Origin of the sequence: Rheinheimera pacifica (assembly GCF_024809855.1) — a bacterium.
Lineage (GTDB): Bacteria > Pseudomonadota > Gammaproteobacteria > Enterobacterales > Alteromonadaceae > Alishewanella > Alishewanella pacifica_A.
The window spans coordinates 189,444-208,011 of the sequence record NZ_JANUEM010000005.1 but is presented as its reverse complement, the minus strand read 5'-3'; the positions used below and the strand labels follow the sequence as shown (position 1 = coordinate 208,011).

The following is an 18,568-nucleotide window of genomic DNA, read 5'->3' as shown; positions in this document are numbered from 1 at the left end:
CCAATGATACACCAGAATTAGCGCTAAACGCAGGCTGTTAAGGCATTTTTTCTAAAAAGCGGGCTGAAATAATATTGCGGATTAACTGAGGATTTCTTTAACAAAGGGAATGGTCAGCTTACGCTGATGCACTATGGTGGCTTTATCCAGTTTATCCAGAGTAGACACCAAAGCGCGGATGTCACGATCCTGATGGTTTAATAAATAACGAGCCACTTCATCCGGTAGCTCCATGCCACGCAGACGGGCTTTTTGCTGTAGCAACTTGTGCTTGTCGTCATCGGTAAGCAAACGCAGCTGAAACCCGGTGCAAGCCTGCAGCCTGGAGACCAAATCGGCCAGTTGCAGGCCAAGTTGCTGCGGCGCTTCATTGCCAACAATAATAAGGGCTTTACCCTGCTCTGCCATGCGGTTATATAAATCGAACACCGCAGTTTGCCAGTTTAACTCACCGGCAATAGCCTGAATATTATCCAGGCACACCAGATCAAGCTGCTCTAAATCATCGAGCAAACGTGGGCTTAGCAGCCGCCAGTCATCCAGCGCCAATAATTGGCTGGTCAGCCCCTGCTCTTGCGCCTGTACGCAGGCAGCGTATAACAAATGTGACTTACCACTGCCACTGGCTCCGAACAAATAAACCGGGCTTTGGCTAGCCGGCTTTTGCAGATAGTTTTTTAAAAATGCGACCGCAGCGGTTTGCCCGGCAGCATAAAAACTGTCGAGCGTTTCATCTTCCGGCAAAGTTACCGCCAGCGTATATTGTAGCGGTTGCATCAGGGCCTCAGATAGCGGTATGTCGCCAGCGTTGGTTGCGCCGGTTCATCCGTTGCTATCGCATCGCCAGCGGATTGCGGTTGTAACTGTTTATTGAACCGCAAAGCATTAAGCAAGCCGTCAGCAGAAATACCGGCCTGTACAGTAAAACGCGCCACACCGGCGTGATAGCTGCTTACAGTTACCTGCGACACGCCAACAACCTGTTGTAATAAGCGCTGCACCTGCACGATATCGGCCAGATCGCTGAGCTGTTGTACTTGCAGTACAAACTGCCCTACGTTTTCACCCGATAATACACTGGCATAACGCTCTGACAGTTGAGCTGCCAATACTCTTGTAAACTGTTGCATCAGTGTGGCTTCATCAGCGGCAGTAATTTCCTCACGTAAGGTCCGGCCGTCTTCCTGGCGCTGCCAGTTTAGCCGCAGCTGCTCTGTGCCATCCACTGTCTGGCGCTCCACTGTGCCTATAATCACAACATCAGCGCCATAACGGCTGCTGGCTGCAACAACAGGTTGCCAGAAACCTGCCCAAACGTCTGTTTCTGCTAAATTAAGCAAATCATCCATATCATACAATGGCAGCATTAATGGCAAAGCCGCCTGGCGAAATGCCTGCTGCATTGCAACATTCAGTTGATGGCTACTCTGGCGCACGAACTGGCGCTCTGCGCCGTTTTGCTCTACCAGCCAGATTAATGTATCAGGCCGTAATGCGCCCCACACCGGCACACCCTGCTGTTGTAGCAACTGGTTTACTTTATCAGCATCAAGCAATACGCGCATCCGGTTGCCGCCAGCCTGGCGCACATTTTCAAATTGTTTAACATAACTGGCTGCTTTGGCCAGTTCAGCTTTAACCTGGGGTAACTCTGTTACTTCAGCTTTACCACTGACACGCACCAACACCTGTGCAAGCGCCTGGCGCTGCCATTCATTGCCTGATGTGGCAGAATCTACACCCGCCTGATATAAACCGGCGATTTGAGTAGCAAAAGCGGCCTGCGCCGAAAAAATGCCCAGTAAAAATCCAATCAGCAAAAAATAGTGTTTCATCAGATGCAACCTCTGGCCAGTACCGGAAAAATACCTTTATAAAGAATAAAGCCACCTTATGGTGGCTTTATCGCGAACTTAGTCTTTAATCCAGCTTAACACCAAGGCGGTTAGCCACTTCTTCATAGGCTTCTACCACGCCCCCCAGCCCCTGGCGGAACCGGTCTTTATCCAGCTTTTTGCGGGTAGCTTTATCCCATAAACGGCAGCCATCCGGTGAAAACTCATCGCCAAGCACAATTTCGCCGTTAAAAACACCAAACTCCAGTTTAAAGTCAACAAGCATCATACCGGCTGCATCGAACAGCGCAGCTAATACTTCATTGGCTTTAAAAGTAAGTTGTTTCATTTTTGCCAATTGCGCTTCAGTTGCCCAGTTAAAAGATACGGCTAATGACTCATTTACCATAGGATCATGCAGCGCATCGTTTTTCAGGAACAGTTCAAAAGTGGGCGGAGTTAATGCCATACCTTCAGTTACGCCCAAACGGCGCACCAAAGAGCCGGCTGCAAAATTACGTACTACGCATTCAACCGGGATCATCTTAAGCTTTTTAACCAGCACTTCATCGTCAGACAGCAGTTTTTCTACTTGAGTAGGAATACCGGCAGCCTGCAATTTTTGCATAATAAAATAGTTAAACTTGTTATTGATCATTCCTTTGCGGTCAAGCTGTTCAATACGCTCACCATCAAAAGCTGAAGTATCATTACGAAAGTGTAACACCAGCAAGTTATCATCTGTTGTGTTATATACCGTCTTAGCCTTACCACGGTATAACTCGGTTGTCTTCTGAACCATTCTAAAACTCCAGCCGCGCAGCGAAAAATTCAGCCGCAGAGTATAAAGATCTTTGCTCTTTATTCAACTGCGTTTTCTGTTTGCTTTGTAATTAAAGCTCAACCCTTGCCTGCCGTACAGCCTGTACGAACGGCTCATGTAATGTCAGCACGGTTTCAGGGCTTAGCGCTTCGCCACTGCTGTTTTGCATAATAATGGCCGTGCCATTGTCATTACGCTTCAGCACCAGTTGATATTCACCGTCCTGTAATGGTAACTGAATGGGTGCATCTTTACCCCAAATGCTGCTCCAAAAGCTCTGTGTCGGTTTTTGGTAACTCAAATAATAGGTAAATGTCGAGCGATTCATATCGGTTACTGATAAATTTAATGCCGCAAATACCGCTTCAAGTTGCGACCACACCACATCAACTGACTGGCTGCTTAATAAAGCAGCATTACCGTCTTTATCTAAGCCTGGTTCAACAGAAACATCGGGGGCTTTGGCCTTGTTTGCCAGTGCAACCGCAATTTCCTCTTTGCCAACCCGGTCAATAATCTGGTTTAGTAACGCCACTTCCTGGCGATGTGCTTCGCGGCCAGCCAGTTTGCTTTCGGCAACAAAATGTTCATGTTCAAGCATCGTTACCGTTAAACTGGCAGAGCGGCCATGTGGGCGTGGTTCAAATAACAATTTAAACCGGGCCTGTTCGGTTGCAGTAGCTGACTTCCAAAACCAAAAACCGGTTTCATCTGAGCGCGTTATCCAGCCGGTAGTATACTCCAGCCCTTTTTCGTCCGTTTGCTGCAGGGTTACACCTTTCTCTGCAAATTGTGCCGTTAAAGCCTGCTGCAAAAAGGGGATCAAATCGCCGGTAAAATCGTTACGGTCAAACCAGACGCGTGCCAAACGCTCGCCCTCTTCTACCCGGCTGCTGGACGCCGTTGCCAACACCAGAGATGGTGCTTTTATTTCAACATCAACCGCTGGGGCGTCTGTAGCTGGGATATCGAACTGGCCTGGCCTGGCGGGTTGGTGTAAGCCAGCCGGCACTTTAATGCTTTCAAGGCTGCGCTGCTCTTTGCCGGTATCAACCTGACTGTTGTCAAACATGGAACAACCTGCCAGCAACACGCTGGCAGCAATACTACTTTTGGCCCAATATTGCACTTAACTACTCCTAATAAATAACGCTATGCATTATGGCAGCTCAATATCAGCCTGCTTTAATGCCTGTTCGATTACTGCCGCATGAATTGGTTCCAGCTGCGTTAGTGGTAAGCGCATCATGTCAGAACCTATCAGCCCCATTCTGTGCAATGCCCACTTGGCTGGAATGGGGTTAGCTTCAATAAATAAATCGTGGTGCAGTGCCTGCAGCTTCTGATCAATTGCTTCAGCTTCTGCACGCTGGCCCTGCGTGGCGGCATGACATAAGTCTGCCATTAAACGCGGAGCTATATTAGTGGTAACAGAAATAACACCATGGCCACCTTGCAGCATAAATTCAGCTGCCGAGGCATCATCACCACTTAACAGCGCAAAATCAGCCGGACAGTATTGCTGTAACTCAGCTAAACGCTGCATTGAACCTGTAGCTTCTTTAATACCAACAATATTTTTTGTTTTTGCCAGCTCGGCTACTGTTTCAGGTAATAAATCTACTCCGGTACGGCCAGGTACGTTGTACAGTAATACCGGCTTGTCTGTCGCCTGTGCCACCGCATTAAAATGCAATACCATGCCTTTTTGCATGGGTTTGTTATAAAACGGCGTTACCGTTAAAAAACCGTCGATGGGTAATTTTGATAACGCTTTAGTGCGCTCTACCGCCTCTGCAGTGGCATTAGCGCCATTACCTGCAATAATAGCAATAGCGCCATTAACCTGTTTGCATACCGCAGCAATAACCTGTAGTTGGTCATTAAAAGCAATAGTGGCAGCCTCTCCGGTAGTACCCATTATTACCAGGCCCTGAGTGCCATTTTTCAAATGAAAATTAACCAGCGCAGTTAAGCCTGTGTAATCAATTTCGCCCTGAGCCGTCATCGGCGTTATCAGTGCAACCCAGCTTCCTGTAAACATGTAAAGCGCAACCCTTTTTATGTTAAGGGCGCCTATGTTAAAGACAGCAGGCAGCAAACACAAGAATGGATCCATGCTTATTGCAACTTGGTGCCCGGGGATGAAATATTTCCGCCGTGTGCTACACTGCCGCGCACTGTTTTACTTAGTCTGTTTTATGTTTCTGCCGGGATTTTATTATGTCACAACAACTTGTTGTTACCGCCATCGGAACCGATCGTACTGGTATAGTCAGTAAACTGGCGCGTCTGGTTACCGACTGTAATTGCAACATTATTGATAGCCGCATGGCTATTTTTGGCGGCGAATTTACGTTTATTATGCTGTTGTCCGGCGATCCTGCTGCTATTAGCCGGATAGAATATTTATTGCCCAGCCTGGGGCTGGAACTTGATCTGACCACCATGACCAAACGTACCAGTGCCCATCAGCGCAAACCGGTAGCCGCACACTATGTGCTGGAATATACCGGGCCGGACCGGGTTGGTACCCTTGGCGCGATTACCGGCTTACTGGCAAGCCGGCAGGTATACATTGGCTCCCTGCAATCAGAAAGCCGGCCCGGTGCCGATAGTAACCAAACCGTAATGCATACGCTGATGACACTGGAGTTACCTGAAGGCGAGCAGCCAGAGCAGATAAAAGCAGACATTACAGCATTAATGCAAACCATGAATTTAACCGGCAGTTTTCATGCCCAAACCTGAAAAGGAGTGCCTAATGACCTATTTAAGTGCTGGTGCTAACGCACCTGACTTTACCCTGCAAGATCAACAGAATAATCCGGTACAGTTATCTGCATTGCTAAAACAACAGCGGGTACTAGTGTATTTTTACCCCAAAGCAATGACACCGGGTTGCACCGTACAAGCCTGTGCTTTGCGCGATAGTAAAGCCGAGCTGGCAGCTAAAGGCGTAACCGTGGTAGGGATCAGTACAGATACCCCTGCCCGGCTGGCGAAATTTGCCCAGCGCGACCAGTTAAATTTCACACTGCTTGCCGATGAAGATCATAAAGTTGCTGATGCCTTTGGTGTTTGGGGCGAGAAAAAATTTATGGGCAAAATCTATGACGGTTTACACCGCATTAGTTTCTTAATTGCTCAGGATGGTAAGGTAGAAAAAGTCTTTGATAGCTTTAAAACCAAAGATCACCATCAGGTGGTGTTAAATTATTTAGGCTAACCCTGTTAACAATACGCCGTGCCTGCACTGTAGTTGGTCTTAATTTTGCCGTAGTGCATGGCGTAACCTGCTATGGTTTTTACCGTCAATTTGTATTAATCGCTGATTATCCAATCTTTACAGGAGTACCACATGCAAAAACATTTAATGGCAGTGCTTATTGCTCTGACAATAGCTCCGGCTACACAGGCTGCGGATCTGACAACGGAAAAAACGCCTCTGACCGTAAGCAGTGTTACCTCCGGGCTGAAACACCCCTGGGGGATGGCTTTCCTGCCTGACGGCAAAGTACTGGTTACAGAGCGTAATGGCGGTATGCTGATTGTTGACGCAGAAGGTAACAAAAGTGCGCCGCTGGCAGGTTTACCTGATATTGATGCCCGTGGTCAGGGCGGCTTGCTGGATGTTGCATTGTCACCCGATTTTGCTGCCGACAACACTATATACTTTAGTTTCAGCGAACCTGGCGCAGATGGTAACAGCACTGCAGTGGCCAGCGCTAAGTTAGGCGCCGACAAACTGACTGACGTAAAAGTGATTTTTAGCCAGCAGCCAAAATATAAAAGCAACCATCACTTTGGCAGCCGCCTGGTATTTGATAAGAACGGCGAATTGTTTATTACCACCGGTGATCGTGGCAGCCAGCGCGATCAGGCACAAAAGCTGGACAACCACATAGGTAAAGTGATCCGCATTAATACCGATGGTACACCGGCAAAAGACAATCCTTATATTAAAGACAGCAAAGCCAGGCCGGAAGTCTGGTCTTATGGCCACCGTAATATTCAGGGTGCGGCACTGCACCCGCAAACCGGCGCACTGTGGACACATGAACACGGCCCTCAGGGCGGCGATGAAATTAATATTGCCGAGCCGACTAAAAATTACGGCTGGCCGCTGATCACATACGGCGAAGAGTACGGCGGCGGTGTAATTGGCAAAACAGAGCAGGATGGCCTTGAGCAACCGTTACACTATTGGGTACCGTCCATAGCACCAAGTGGCCTGATATTTTACACCGCAGATCTGTTCAGTGAGTGGAAAAACAACATGCTGGTAGGCTCATTAAAATTTGGTCAACTGGTGCGCCTGGAGCTTGATGGCGATAAAGTAAACCACGAAGAACGTATTATGATTGGCCACCGTATCCGTGACGTTGAACAAGGGCCGGATGGTGCCGTTTACTTACTGACTGACAGCTCTGACGGCCAGTTATTACGTTTAACACCGGCGAAATAGTCCGGTGAAAAAAGTAAAATCTACTGCCAGCCAACCGGCATTGCCGGCGCTGGTACTGGCATTGCCATGCCTGCTCAGCCACAGTTTATACGCTGAAGAAACCGAAGTTATTGTGATTAGTGCCTCTGCTCAACCAGAAGCATGGTTAAGCAGTGCAGCTTCGGTAGAGCTTAGTCCTTTGCCTGCGCAAGGGATTATCATCGACAGCGCGCAGATATTTGGCGCCATTAGCGGAGTACAGGCAGATAGCAGAGCTAATTTTGCCCAGGACACCCGTGTCAGTATCCGTGGTTTTGGTAGCCGTAGTGCTTTTGGCATTCGTGGCCTGCACCTGCAACAAGACGGTATACCGCTGTCTACGCCTGATGGCCAGGGTCAGTTATCCAGCGTTTTGCTAGACAGCGTAGCGCAGGTAGAAGTACTAAAAGGCCCGCTGGCAGCGCTGTATGGTAATGCTTCGGGGGGCGTTATCTCATTGTACAGCCGCACACCGGTGCAAAACGCTGTTACTGCCAGTGTGGCAGGCAGCGAGCAACACCGCCAATACCAGTTGCAGGCTGACTGGGTTAGCGGTGATCACAGCTTAAGCACGGCAATAAAACAGTTTCGCACCGATGGCTATCGGCCGCACTCTGGCGCAGAAAAACAGCAGGCGCAGCTATTGTATAAAACGCTGCTGGCTGACAGTGTCAACCTTAGCGCCCGGCTTGATTACGCCCGTGATCCTACTCTGCAGGACCCACTTGGCATAACATTGAGCGCCTGGCAGCAAAACCCACAGCAAACAGACAGCGCAGCTGAACAGTTTGATACCGAAAAAAACAGCCGCCACCGCCAGCTGAGCCTGAGTTTATCAGCCTATGATGATCCGGACCGCTGGCAGTTGGCTACCTGGCTTGGTGACCGCCATGTAAACCAACGTCTGGCCTTTACCGGCAGCGCATTATCCTCTGCCGGTGGCGAAGTGGTGCTGCAACGCAAGTTTAAAGGTATTAATGGCAGTTACCGGTTGTTGGCCGGTGATAACTACAGCATACGTGCTGGCGGTAGCCTGGTACAAAGCGACGATGAGCGCCTGGGTTTTGTTAATGACTTTGGGCAGCGCGGCGATTTACGTCGCGACCAGACCGACAGTGCCGATAACACCGATGCCTTTGTCCGCTTTAACTGGCAACCGGCAGCATTGTGGCAGGTACAGGGTGGCTGGCGTTACAGTGAATTAAAACTCAGTATTGCCGATCGCTTTATTTTGCCAGAAAACCCTGATGACAGCGGCGTGAAACAGTTTTACAACGATGCCTTTGCGCTGGGGTTAAGTTATCGTATTGCGCCGGGGCTTAGCTGGTTTGTCAGTGCAGGTACCGGCTTTGAAAGCCCTACTCTGGCAGAAATTGCTTACCAGACCGACGATACCGGCGTGAATCTGGCGTTAAACGCCAGTACAAACCGGCAATGGGAAAGCGGTTTTAAATGGTTAAGTGACAGCTTAAGCGCCAGCCTGAGCTATTTTAGCATTGACAGTAAAAATGAGCTGTTAGTTGACAGCAACACGGGTGGCAGAACCAGTTACCGTAATGCCGCTAAAACCGAGCGCCATGGTGCTGAGCTGCAACTTAACTGGCAAACTAATGCTTATTTTCGCCAGCAACTTACGGCCAGTTATCTGTCGGCAAAGTTTGCTGATGCCGGCCTGGATGGCAAACGTTTACCAGGCATAGCCGACAGCCAGCTACATTGGCAACTGGCCGTACAACCCTGGCAGGACAACACTGAATTTGCCCTGCACAGCCAGTATCGCAGCCAGGTGTATATTGATGATGCCAACAGCAACAGTGCCCCTTCTGCACTGACATTCTCACTTAGTGCGCGCCACAGCCAGCAATGGCAACAGCTTAACCTGGCTTACTGGCTGGTACTGGATAATGTCAGCGATAAAGATTATGTGGGTTCAGTTATTGTAAACCAGAGCAATGGCCGGGCCATTGAACCGGCACCGGGCCGTCAGCTCAGTGCCGGTATCAGCATCGGCTACAACTGGTAACCGGGTGTTAATTGGTTGGCTGCTAATCGGTCGGCTCAGAGTATGGATGTATTCTGGTCGACCACGCATTAATAGTGGCTTTAACCAGTGATGCCAGCGGAATGGCAAAGAAAATACCCCAAAAACCAAACAGACCGCCAAAAAACAGCACAGCAATAATAATAAATACCGGGTTTAAATCTACCGCCTCAGAAAACAGCAACGGCACCAGCAAATTACCATCCAGCGCCTGAATAATGCCATATGCCAGCATCAGATAACCGAATTCGGCTGTTGGCCCCCACTGAAAAAACGCCACCAATGCTACCGGCAAGGTTACTACTGCGGCACCAACATAGGGAATTAACACTGACAACCCTACCAGCACACCCAGTAACAACGGGTAGTTCAGCCCAAACAGCGCAAACACAGCATAGCTAACCGTACCAACAATCAGAATTTCGAGAATCTTGCCGCGGATATAGTTCATGATCTGGGTGTTCATTTCATGCCACACCTGGGTAATAAGCTTACGCTCTGTTGGCAGCCACCGGGCAAAACTGGCAGTTAACTGCGCTTTATCTTTAAGCATAAAAAATACCATTAGCGGCACCAATACCAGATAAATCAGCAGCGCCACCAAATCAACAATAGAAGCCAGCGACAACTCCAGCATATTACGGCCAAAGGCCATCACCCGCTCATCAACTGAATGCATTAAAATATTCACCTGTTCAACACTGACAATACCGGGGAAGTTTTCAGGCAGCTCAAGCATATAAGCACGGCCCTGATCTATCATCTGTGGTAAATCGCGCAGTAAATTACGCCCCTGATACCAGAAAATGGGAATAATCCACATCAGGGTCAGTGTAGCCAGGCCAACAAAACCAGCCACCACCGCAATGGTACTGACACCTCGTGACAAACCTAACTTGCAAAGCCGTACCACAGGCCACTCCAGCAAGTAGGCAAAGGCAATGGCCACCAACACCGGTGCCAAAATACCGCTTAGCCAGTAAATGGCCATAAAGCCGATCAGCAATAACAGGAATAACGTAACAACCTGAGGGTCAGAAAACTTATTGGCGTACCATTTTTTCAGCCAGTCCAGCATATTATTACTCCGTGTTACAGGGGGTTAAACAATTGCTGTCGTATTTTGAGTATACCGAAGATCACAGATAATTTGGCAGTTAACACTCTGAGCTGACAAAATATATGGTAAATTAGCACGACACAAACACTGGAACTAATCAGCAAAATAGCAGACAAAGTCTGCATTGTTGATCTGACACACAGAAGAGCCCGGGCGTTGTTATCATGAAATTTTCAGCAGTAATCAACTCTTTAACATCCTGCCTGTTTGCAGCCAGCCTGATTAGCTCAGTATGCGCTGCCAGTAGCTTGCCGGATTTGGGTGGCAATGGCTTTAGCGTCATTACACCGGATAAAGAAAAACAGCTTGGCGATGTAATGATGCGCCAAACCCGTGGCAGTTTGCCTATGGTGTACGATCCGCTGCTTGACGAATATATAAATTCTTTGGGTAACCGTTTAGTCGCGCGCTCTAACGATGTACGTTTTCCCTTTAAATTCTATTGGGTGCAAGACAGAAACATAAACGCCTTTGCTACCTTGGGCGGCAATATCGCATCCCATACCGGCACCCTGGCCATTGCAGATACTGAAAGTGAGTTTGCCTCTGTTATGGCGCACGAAATTGCCCACGTAACGCAGCGCCATATTGCCCGTTTTGTTGAAGCACAAAGCCAAAAAGCCCCGTTAACGCTGGCTGGCGTATTAGGTGCTATTGTACTGGCTACGGTTAACCCGGAAGCTGGCATGGCGGCGATGATGGCAACCCAGGGCGCTGCGCAGCAAAGTGCAATAAACTTTACCCGTAGTAACGAGCAGGAAGCCGACCGCATTGGTATGCAGGTGTTGGCAGATACCGGCTTTGACCCTTATGCCGTGCCTAATTTTTTTCGTAAACTGACAGAGCAAAACCGTTTTATTAGTCAGCAGTTGGCTTTTTTACAAACCCACCCGTTATCGCAAAACCGGGTAAGCGACACACGGATGCGGGCAGAGCAATTCCCGCAGCGCTTTGTTCCCGACAGCCAGGATTTTACGTTAAGTAAAGCCAGAGTACTGGCGCGTTATCATTACAATAAAAAAGACGCCGAGCATACCTTCCGCAAAAAACTGAGCGAGCCCGGGGGTAATACCAAAGCTAACCAATACGGCCTGGCCATAACCTTGCTTGACAACGGTAAACTGGATCAAGCCCGTAAACTTATTGAACAGTTGCTGGAAAAAGACGAGCATAACCTATACTACATTGATGTTTATACTGACATTTTATTAGGGCAAAAAGAGTATCAGCTTTGTCTTGATATGCTGGAACAGCAATACCTGCTGCGGCCAAATAATCAGGTAGTTACGCTAAACTATGCCAATGCGGCGATGAAATCAGATGGTCACCATCTGGCAATTCATTTGCTGAAAAGCCTGCTGTTCTACAAAAATGACAACATACTGGCCTATGATTTACTGTCAGATGCCTACAAAGCATTAGGGGATTTTGGCAAATACTATGAAGCCAGAGCCGATTTAGCTTACCAGATGGCTAACTACCCCAAAGCCATTGATGATCTTAACGAAGCATTAAATCATCTTAAGCCGGAGCAAAAGCTCGAAAACCGCCGGCTGGAAGCAAAGAAAAAACAACTACAGGCCGAATTTAACCGCCTGCAGCGTATGTAGCGCTCAGGCCCTGCCGCAACAGGAACCACTAATGATAAAAATTTTGCATAACCCACGCTGCTCAAAGAGCCGTGAAGCGCTAGATCTGCTGCAACAAAAGGCACAAGCTGTTGAGGTAGTCGAATATTTAAAAACCCCACTAACTGCAGATGAGCTAACAACTTTACTGGGTATGTTGGTTATGCCGGCCCGCCAACTATTGCGCAATAAAGAAGAAGAATACAAACAACTGGGGCTGGACAATATGGCCCTGAGCGAACAGCAACTGATTGCTGCTATGGCACAACACCCCAAACTGATTGAGCGCCCGGTGATTATTAAGGGCAATAAGGCCGTTATTGGCCGTCCGGCCAGTAATATTCTGCCGTTACTATCATGAGCTGCCGCGTTCTGATTTTGTATTATTCGCGCCACGGGGCAGTAGCGGCACTGGCAGACAAAATTGCTATTGGCGTACAACAAAGCGGCGCCGAAGCATTGGTGCGTTGTATTCCACCGTTGGACAAACAACACGCCAGCCGCCATGCACTGGTAGATGTTAAAGAACTAGCCGGTTGCGACGGCCTGGCCTTTGGCAGCCCGGTGCGGTTTGGCAATATGGTAGCGGATGCCAAAGCATTCTGGGACAGCACCACCAGTGTCTGGCTTAAAGGTGAGTTAATTGACAAGCCTGCAGGTGTTTTTACGTCGTCCGGTAGTATGCACGGCGGTAATGAAGCTACCTTGCTTAGCATGAGCCTGCCACTGTTGCACCATGGTATGCTGCTAACAGGTATTCCGTATAGCGAGCCAGAGCTGCACCAAACGCAAACCGGTGGCACTCCCTACGGCCCTACGCATGTCAGCGGCCACCACAGCGATGACAAACTCAGCGTAGATGAACAACGGCTGGCCATCGCGTTTGGTAAACGGCTGGCTACGTTAAGCCTGCAATTAAAACAACACAGGTTATAAATTATGCAACCAGGCAGTACTACGCCGATGTCGGCTAAAACAACACGCTACTTATTACTGGGCCGGCTTGGTTTTTTTGGTTTGTGGTTATTACAACCACTATGGATTTTATGGCTTTCACCACCACAAATGGGTAATGCCTATGTATTACTTGCTTTACTCTGGCTGCCGCTGTGGCTGCCTTTGTATGGCATTGTAAAAGGCCATGCTTATACCATGGCCTGGGCTAACTTTATTGTGATGATTTATTTTTTGCACAGCCTGACCAACCTGTGGGTAAGCAGCGGTATGCATCAGCTATTGTCAGTAATTGAACTGGTGCTGGCCAGCCTGATGTTTGTCGGTTGTACTTACTATGCCCGCCATCGTGGCCAGGAGCTCGGGCTAAAAATACCCAAGCTCAAAGACGACCCCAGGCAATAATACTTTCACCGGTTAATCGCGTTCTTCCAGCCATTCCACTTTTTCTATCTGGCTGAAACGGCTGCTTATTTTATGCGCTGACGTATGGATCTGCTTTACGTCAGTCGCAGCCTGATCAATATGCTTCGCCAGGTTATCAAAGCGGCCACGGAAGCGGTCAAAATCTTCTGCCAGCTTAATCAGGTGTTCCTGAATTAAATGAATTTGCCTGCGTGTCGCGTCGTCTTTTAGCACACTACGGGCCGTGGTTAGTACGGCCATTAACGTTGTTGGCGAGGTTAACCACACCCGGCGCCGGTAAGCTTCTTCGACAATGTCGGCATGATAGGCATGTAGCTCAGCAAAAATAGCCTCGGCAGGTAAAAACATAATTGCGCCATCCGAGGTTTCATTGGCAATAATGTATTTATCGGCAATATCGTTAATGTGTTTTTTAATATCCAGCTTAAACTGGCGCTGCGCCAGCCTGCGCTCTTCCGGGCCAAATTGTGGCTCGGTCATCTTTTTATAGCTTTCCAGCGGAAATTTGGCATCGATAACAATGTTACCGCTGGGCTTGGGTAAAAACAGTACGCAATCGGCAATACGACCATTGCTCAACGTATGCTGCAGTGAAAAATGCTGCTCGGGCATTACATTACGGATCAGCGCGGTTAACTGTACTTCACCAAAAGCACCGCGTGAGCGTTTATCAGCCAATACTTCCTGCAGGCTGACAACGTTAGTAGACAGCTCGGTAATTTTTTTCTGCGCATCATCAATCAACGCCAGCCGTTTAACAATATCGGTGAAGGTTTGATTCGTTTTTTCAAAACCTTCACTTAAACGGCGCTCTACCTGACCGGCAATGTCTTTTAACCGCTGATCAATACTCTGTGTTAATTGCTTTACCTGCTCTGCCAGCATAATCGCTTGCTGCTGCAGGTTTTTACTCAGCTCAAAACGGGCTGATTGCTGGGTGTCAGTTATTTTTTGTAATACCTGCAGCAAATGCTCTTGCTGCTGTTGTTGTAAATGCTGGCGCTGCAAATGCTGTTGTTCCAGCAATTGTTGCTGAAACTGCCCCTGCTGCTGCACCAGCTCAAGCTTATGCTGAGCCAGTTGTTCAGCCAGGCCACTGCCCGGCGCACGGCGTAATAATAACAGTAGTAATAACGCGATATTTAGTGTCAGCACCGCTGTTATCAGATAAATCCAGTGTTGTAGTGTCATAAAACCTCTGCTGCTGCCAAACCATTGCCGCTCATGTTACGTATAACAGGCAACTATACAACTTTATCAGCAGCACTATGAAAGAACTGGCATTATTTCCGCTAAACAGTTTTATTTTACCTGAAGGCCGTATGCGGTTACGGGTATTTGAGCCACGCTATATACGTTTGGTAAGCGAAGCCAGTGCCGGTAAACGCGATTTTGCCCTGGCGCAAATTAACCCTTATGTCAGCAAGCAGCATGCTGATCGTATTTTACCACTGGCAACGCGGGTGCAGATTGAAGATTTTGAACAACTGGAGGATGGCTTGCTGGGTATTACCATAGCTGGCATTGAACGGGTAAAAATTACTAAACGCTGGCAAGAGCCTGATCAATTGCACGTTGCAAAAACCGAACCTATGGCAAATTGGGCAACCACAGATGTTAATGCAGAGTACACCCCGCTTATCAGACAATTGCAAAAGCTATTACAGCAATACCCGGCTATAAAGCAGCTATATCCAACGCCTAAATATACTGACGCCGCCTGGCTGGCATCACGCTGGCTGGAGCTTATTCCTATGCAGCCTGCACTTAAACAACAACTGGCGCAGGAAAACAGCCCGGCACCGTGCCTGGACAGCTTACAAGCCTGGTTGTCGCATCAGGCCTGAGCGTTACGCACCCGTTGATAAGCCGCTTGCTCGTCGTCAGTTACTAAGGCAACCAATTGCCAGTTTCCTTGCTGTGGCTGCAATGTATAAGAGGTATGGCAGGTAAACAACACCTGATCGCCCTTACCATAGAAATACCAGTACAAACTGACAAACCTTAAGCTTTCTGACAACCGCACCTGACTTTGCAGGCGGAAACTTACCCGGCTTACCCCTACCTCGCGGTACTGTTCAAATTGCTGTTCAAAATACTGGCGCAGGCTTTCAGGCTCAGAAAACATTATTTTGCTTTCATCGGCTAATAACATGCACGGCAACGAGACTAACTCCAGCAAAGGCGATAGCTGGTAATTGGAATAGGCGTCGGCATAACGCTGAAAAAACGGCTCAATATTTTGTGGCATTTAGCTGATCCCTAAATATTTATGCACCTGTACACTAAGCCGCCAGTTATATTTTTTACACATTGCTATTGCCAGTTCTGTGGCACGGCGCTGCTGACTGATAGGCTGCAGATAAATCAGCTTAGCTTTAGTATCAGTATGTTGCAATAACTGCCGCAATTCATCGACATGTTTTTCCATTGCTATCGGGTGTTTAATTTCATTGGCTCTGTCCAGCGCACTTTGCAATACGGTATAGCCACCAGCCATATTCACCTTAGGTGATACGGTAACCCAGGTTTGCGCGGGTGCCTGAACAGCAAAAGTGCCACTGGTTTCAATTTGCGTGTTGTAGCCATGTTGGTGCAGCAATTCGCATAAAGGGTTAAGGTCGTACATACACGGCTCACCACCGGTAATAACCACATGCTTAGCCTGATAGCCTTCTTTAGCAAACAGTGCCAGCAAATCCTCAGCCGTAACCCCTGCCCAGTGCTCTGTCTCAGCAGTTTTGATCACAATATCGCCCAGCGGCCTTGCCAGCTCGTCTTTAATATCCCAGGTGTGTTTGGTGTCGCACCAGCTGCATCCTACCGGGCAGCCCTGCAACCGGATAAAAATAGCTGCGACGCCGGTAAAACTACCCTCGCCCTGAATGGTTTCAAAAACCTCGTTAACTTTATACACTCTGTGCTTTGCCCTTTAGCCTGTGGCTGAATTACAGTACAATGCGCGCCCGGCTTCAGGGCCGGCAGCATTTACAGAAAATTTAAGCCGTATTATACAAGAGAGAGCCTGCTATGCCGAACAAAGTTGTAGTGATTTACTCCGGAGGGATGGATTCCTTCACTGTGTTACACAAAGCTGTGCAGGCCGGCCATGATGTATACGCTTTGTCTTTTAACTATGGCCAGCGCCATGTAAAAGAGCTGCAGTGCGCCGCACAGGTATGTCAGGAACTGGGTATCAAGCATAAAATTGTTGATATTTCTGCGATTAACCAACTGCTGGCGGGCTCTTCATTAACCGACAATATTGATATTCCTGAAGGCCATTACGCTGCAGATAATATGAAGTCTACCGTAGTACCCAACCGCAATATGATTTTGCTGTCGCTGGCGGTAGGTTACGCGGTATCGCTGGGCGCATCGCAGGTATATTACGGAGCACACTCGGGCGATCATTTTATTTACCCCGACTGCCGGCCGGAATTTGTGCAAAAAATGCATGATGTCTGCCAGATAGCCAACTACGAACCGGTCGATATCATCAGCCCTTATCTGGCACAAACCAAAATAGAGATCCTGGCTGATGGCCTGGCAATGGGGCTGGATTACAGTAAAACCTGGACCTGCTACAACGGCCGCGAAAAAGCCTGCGGTAAGTGCGGCTCCTGCCAGGAGCGGTTAGAAGCCTTTACGCTGAATAACGTTACAGATCCACTGCCATATGAGCAAAACCTGAGCTAATACCGCACAACTGGTTATAACATATAGAAAAGCGGCCTTGTTGCCGCTTTTGTTGTCTCTATAATGGCGTAAAATTGAATTTTGGCGCTGTTTTATGTTGGCTTTCTGGTTTGCAATTCCGTTCTGGCAAAGAGTACTGGGTGCCTTACTGCTGGGTGTTACTACCGGTGTCCTGCTGGGCGAAACGGCCACGATATTTAAACCGTTAGGCACCTTCTTTATCAACGCTATTCGTATGCTGGTAGTGCCGCTGGTATTTTTTGCCCTGATAAGCAGTATTACCTCACTGGCCGACAGTGGCAAAATGCAGCGGCTGGCATTTAAAACCGTGGGCTTATTCTTGCTAACGGCCTTTATTGCCAGTTTAATTGGCTTAACAGTAGGCTCGTTGGTGAACTGGGGCGATACCGTACAATTAACTGCTGCAGAGATAAAACCGCGCGACATTCCACCGGTAGCCGATGTGATAACCAACCTTATTCCTACTAACCCGCTGGCAGCTATGGTAAACGGTAATATTCTGCAGATTATTGTCTTTGCAGCTTTAGTGGGTATCGCCATTAATAAAATTGGCGAAAAAGCGGCACCGATGAAAAAAGTACTGCTGTCCGGTGCCGATATTATGTATCAGATCACCCGCATGGTACTGGAACTAACCCCGCTTGGCGTATTTGGTTTAATGGCCTGGGTGGTAGGTAACTATGGCCTGGACACCTTACTGCCACTGGGCAAGTTTATTCTGGCTATTTATCTGGCCTGCATTATCCATATCGTATTTACCTATGGCGGCCTGGTTAAGTTGTTTGGTGGTATGCGTGTACGCGATTACTTTAAAGCCATTTTACCGGCACAACTGGTAGCCTACAGTAGCGCCAGCAGTTACGGCACCCTGCCGGTAAGCCATAAAGTGGTAACCGAAAACTTAGGTGTATCAAAAGATTATGCCAGTTTTGTACTGCCATTAGGTGCAACCATTAATATGGACGGTTGTGGCGGTATTTACCCGGCCATTGCCGCCATTTTTATTGCCCATCTGTATGGTATCGATCTTACCGCCTTCGATTACTTACTGATTGCCGGTACTGCAACATTAGCATCTGTTGGCACTGCAGGTGTACCGGGTACGGCAATGGTTATGCTAACGGTAACGTTAAGCGTGGTGGGTTTACCCATTGAAGGTATTGCTTTTATTGCCGCAGTAGACCGGATTATCGATATGATGCGCACCACCACCAATGTAACAGGCGATACTATGGTAGCACTGGTGATTGGCCGCTCTGAAGGTTTGGTGACCTCAGAAAGCTTCCCCCAACAGAAACAACAACATCGCTAACCTGATTTTCCAGAAGGTGCATAACCTTCACCGAGATAATTGCGAAAGGCTAAACGGTACCTCAGGTAGCAGCGATACGATACCGGGGTAGTCGCGTAACACCTAGCCAACCAGGTGGTGTCAGTTTGGCCTTCCTAATATCGACAATTTTGCTGTAACCATCAGAATCATCTTGTCAGTCAACCCATTATAAAGTAAGAGTGGCTAAAACTCTGTAAAGGAT

20 protein-coding genes are annotated in these 18,568 nt (G+C 48.3%); 11 read left to right on the top strand and 9 right to left on the bottom strand.

Going from position 1 to position 18,568, the window contains the following annotated elements:
• Positions 1-81: 81 nt before the first annotated feature.
• The 5 genes from hda to dapA form a co-directional block, all read right to left on the bottom strand.
• Entirely contained in the window at positions 82-777 is a 696-nt protein-coding gene (gene hda / locus M2404_RS09605; protein WP_259239508.1) for a DnaA inactivator Hda, read from the bottom strand.
• On the bottom strand, positions 777-1,835 hold the full coding sequence (locus M2404_RS09600; RefSeq protein WP_259239507.1) for a DUF2066 domain-containing protein: 1,059 nt from the start codon (positions 1,833-1,835) through the stop codon (positions 777-779). The genes hda and M2404_RS09600 overlap by 1 nt, the downstream gene beginning before the upstream one ends.
• A gap of 85 nt (positions 1,836-1,920) precedes the next feature.
• Positions 1,921-2,637, bottom strand: coding sequence for a phosphoribosylaminoimidazolesuccinocarboxamide synthase (gene purC / locus M2404_RS09595; RefSeq protein ID WP_259239506.1), 717 nt, complete (start codon positions 2,635-2,637; stop codon positions 1,921-1,923).
• A 91-nt stretch (positions 2,638-2,728) separates the two neighbouring features.
• Positions 2,729-3,787 (bottom strand): outer membrane protein assembly factor BamC, encoded by a 1,059-nt coding sequence (gene bamC, locus M2404_RS09590; RefSeq protein WP_259239505.1) that lies wholly within the window; start codon positions 3,785-3,787, stop codon positions 2,729-2,731.
• A 30-nt stretch (positions 3,788-3,817) separates the two neighbouring features.
• The gene (dapA, locus tag M2404_RS09585; RefSeq protein WP_259239504.1) at positions 3,818-4,702 is read right to left on the bottom strand and encodes a 4-hydroxy-tetrahydrodipicolinate synthase; all 885 of its coding nucleotides are present in this window, start codon (positions 4,700-4,702) and stop codon (positions 3,818-3,820) included.
• Between the two features lie 179 nt (positions 4,703-4,881).
• Between dapA and M2404_RS09580 the strand changes: the two genes are divergently transcribed.
• The 4 genes from M2404_RS09580 to M2404_RS09565 all read left to right on the top strand — a co-directional run bounded on the left by M2404_RS09580 (position 4,882) and on the right by M2404_RS09565 (position 9,167).
• Positions 4,882-5,409 (top strand): glycine cleavage system transcriptional repressor, encoded by a 528-nt coding sequence (locus M2404_RS09580; RefSeq protein WP_259239503.1) that lies wholly within the window; start codon positions 4,882-4,884, stop codon positions 5,407-5,409.
• A gap of 13 nt (positions 5,410-5,422) precedes the next feature.
• Positions 5,423-5,887: a thioredoxin-dependent thiol peroxidase gene (gene bcp / locus M2404_RS09575; protein ID WP_259239502.1), complete on the top strand. Its 465-nt coding sequence runs from the start codon at positions 5,423-5,425 to the stop codon at positions 5,885-5,887.
• A 132-nt stretch (positions 5,888-6,019) separates the two neighbouring features.
• Positions 6,020-7,126 (top strand): PQQ-dependent sugar dehydrogenase, encoded by a 1,107-nt coding sequence (locus M2404_RS09570; RefSeq protein ID WP_259239501.1) that lies wholly within the window; start codon positions 6,020-6,022, stop codon positions 7,124-7,126.
• Positions 7,127-7,130: 4 nt separating this feature from the next.
• Entirely contained in the window at positions 7,131-9,167 is a 2,037-nt protein-coding gene (locus tag M2404_RS09565) for a TonB-dependent receptor family protein (RefSeq protein ID WP_259239500.1), read from the top strand.
• A gap of 22 nt (positions 9,168-9,189) precedes the next feature.
• Here the strand turns inward: M2404_RS09565 and M2404_RS09560 are convergent, their stop codons facing one another.
• Positions 9,190-10,263: an AI-2E family transporter gene (locus M2404_RS09560; protein WP_259239499.1), complete on the bottom strand. Its 1,074-nt coding sequence runs from the start codon at positions 10,261-10,263 to the stop codon at positions 9,190-9,192.
• Between the two features lie 206 nt (positions 10,264-10,469).
• Between M2404_RS09560 and bepA the strand changes: the two genes are divergently transcribed.
• The 4 genes from bepA to M2404_RS09540 are packed head-to-tail and all read left to right on the top strand — an operon-like array spanning position 10,470 to position 13,292.
• A complete protein-coding gene (bepA, locus tag M2404_RS09555; protein ID WP_259239498.1) occupies positions 10,470-11,915 on the top strand; it encodes a beta-barrel assembly-enhancing protease in 1,446 nt (481 codons plus the stop codon).
• 31 nt (positions 11,916-11,946) lie between these two features.
• Entirely contained in the window at positions 11,947-12,294 is a 348-nt protein-coding gene (gene arsC, locus M2404_RS09550; protein WP_259239497.1) for an arsenate reductase (glutaredoxin), read from the top strand.
• Positions 12,291-12,869 (top strand): NAD(P)H:quinone oxidoreductase, encoded by a 579-nt coding sequence (gene wrbA, locus M2404_RS09545; RefSeq protein WP_259239496.1) that lies wholly within the window; start codon positions 12,291-12,293, stop codon positions 12,867-12,869. Before arsC ends, wrbA begins: the two co-directional genes overlap by 4 nt.
• Positions 12,870-12,872: 3 nt before the next feature.
• Positions 12,873-13,292: a DUF2069 domain-containing protein gene (locus M2404_RS09540; RefSeq protein ID WP_259239495.1), complete on the top strand. Its 420-nt coding sequence runs from the start codon at positions 12,873-12,875 to the stop codon at positions 13,290-13,292.
• Between the two features lie 12 nt (positions 13,293-13,304).
• Here the strand turns inward: M2404_RS09540 and M2404_RS09535 are convergent, their stop codons facing one another.
• A complete protein-coding gene (locus tag M2404_RS09535; RefSeq protein ID WP_259239494.1) occupies positions 13,305-14,504 on the bottom strand; it encodes a DNA recombination protein RmuC in 1,200 nt (399 codons plus the stop codon).
• Between the two features lie 77 nt (positions 14,505-14,581).
• Between M2404_RS09535 and M2404_RS09530 the strand changes: the two genes are divergently transcribed.
• Positions 14,582-15,160, top strand: coding sequence for an LON peptidase substrate-binding domain-containing protein (locus M2404_RS09530; protein WP_259239492.1), 579 nt, complete (start codon positions 14,582-14,584; stop codon positions 15,158-15,160).
• Here M2404_RS09530 and M2404_RS09525 read toward each other — a convergent pair.
• Positions 15,151-15,564, bottom strand: coding sequence for a hypothetical protein (locus tag M2404_RS09525; protein WP_259239491.1), 414 nt, complete (start codon positions 15,562-15,564; stop codon positions 15,151-15,153). The genes M2404_RS09530 and M2404_RS09525 overlap by 10 nt on opposite strands.
• Positions 15,565-16,230: a 7-carboxy-7-deazaguanine synthase QueE gene (gene queE, locus M2404_RS09520; RefSeq protein WP_259239490.1), complete on the bottom strand. Its 666-nt coding sequence runs from the start codon at positions 16,228-16,230 to the stop codon at positions 15,565-15,567.
• A 113-nt stretch (positions 16,231-16,343) separates the two neighbouring features.
• Between queE and queC the strand changes: the two genes are divergently transcribed.
• Positions 16,344-17,012 (top strand): 7-cyano-7-deazaguanine synthase QueC, encoded by a 669-nt coding sequence (gene queC / locus M2404_RS09515; RefSeq protein WP_259239489.1) that lies wholly within the window; start codon positions 16,344-16,346, stop codon positions 17,010-17,012.
• 94 nt (positions 17,013-17,106) lie between these two features.
• Positions 17,107-18,345, top strand: a complete 1,239-nt coding sequence (locus M2404_RS09510) for a dicarboxylate/amino acid:cation symporter (RefSeq protein ID WP_259239488.1) — start codon at positions 17,107-17,109, stop codon at positions 18,343-18,345.
• Positions 18,346-18,568 lie beyond the last annotated feature (223 nt).

Bases quoted from the DNA above. Each gene is read 5' to 3' on its own strand.
- M2404_RS09580 (WP_259239503.1), top strand. From the start codon at position 4,882: ATGTCACAACAACTTGTTGTTACCGCCATCGGAACCGATCGTACTGGT.
- hda (WP_259239508.1), bottom strand. From the start codon at position 777: ATGCAACCGCTACAATATACGCTGGCGGTAACTTTGCCGGAAGATGAA.
- M2404_RS09600 (WP_259239507.1), bottom strand. From the start codon at position 1,835: ATGAAACACTATTTTTTGCTGATTGGATTTTTACTGGGCATTTTTTCG.
- M2404_RS09510 (WP_259239488.1), top strand. From the start codon at position 17,107: ATGTTGGCTTTCTGGTTTGCAATTCCGTTCTGGCAAAGAGTACTGGGT.
- M2404_RS09570 (WP_259239501.1), top strand. From the start codon at position 6,020: ATGCAAAAACATTTAATGGCAGTGCTTATTGCTCTGACAATAGCTCCG.
- M2404_RS09560 (WP_259239499.1), bottom strand. From the start codon at position 10,263: ATGCTGGACTGGCTGAAAAAATGGTACGCCAATAAGTTTTCTGACCCT.
- M2404_RS09525 (WP_259239491.1), bottom strand. From the start codon at position 15,564: ATGCCACAAAATATTGAGCCGTTTTTTCAGCGTTATGCCGACGCCTAT.
- M2404_RS09540 (WP_259239495.1), top strand. From the start codon at position 12,873: ATGCAACCAGGCAGTACTACGCCGATGTCGGCTAAAACAACACGCTAC.
- M2404_RS09530 (WP_259239492.1), top strand. From the start codon at position 14,582: ATGAAAGAACTGGCATTATTTCCGCTAAACAGTTTTATTTTACCTGAA.
- dapA (WP_259239504.1), bottom strand. From the start codon at position 4,702: ATGTTTACAGGAAGCTGGGTTGCACTGATAACGCCGATGACGGCTCAG.
- purC (WP_259239506.1), bottom strand. From the start codon at position 2,637: ATGGTTCAGAAGACAACCGAGTTATACCGTGGTAAGGCTAAGACGGTA.
- bepA (WP_259239498.1), top strand. From the start codon at position 10,470: ATGAAATTTTCAGCAGTAATCAACTCTTTAACATCCTGCCTGTTTGCA.
- bcp (WP_259239502.1), top strand. From the start codon at position 5,423: ATGACCTATTTAAGTGCTGGTGCTAACGCACCTGACTTTACCCTGCAA.
- queC (WP_259239489.1), top strand. From the start codon at position 16,344: ATGCCGAACAAAGTTGTAGTGATTTACTCCGGAGGGATGGATTCCTTC.
- wrbA (WP_259239496.1), top strand. From the start codon at position 12,291: ATGAGCTGCCGCGTTCTGATTTTGTATTATTCGCGCCACGGGGCAGTA.
- arsC (WP_259239497.1), top strand. From the start codon at position 11,947: ATGATAAAAATTTTGCATAACCCACGCTGCTCAAAGAGCCGTGAAGCG.
- M2404_RS09535 (WP_259239494.1), bottom strand. From the start codon at position 14,504: ATGACACTACAACACTGGATTTATCTGATAACAGCGGTGCTGACACTA.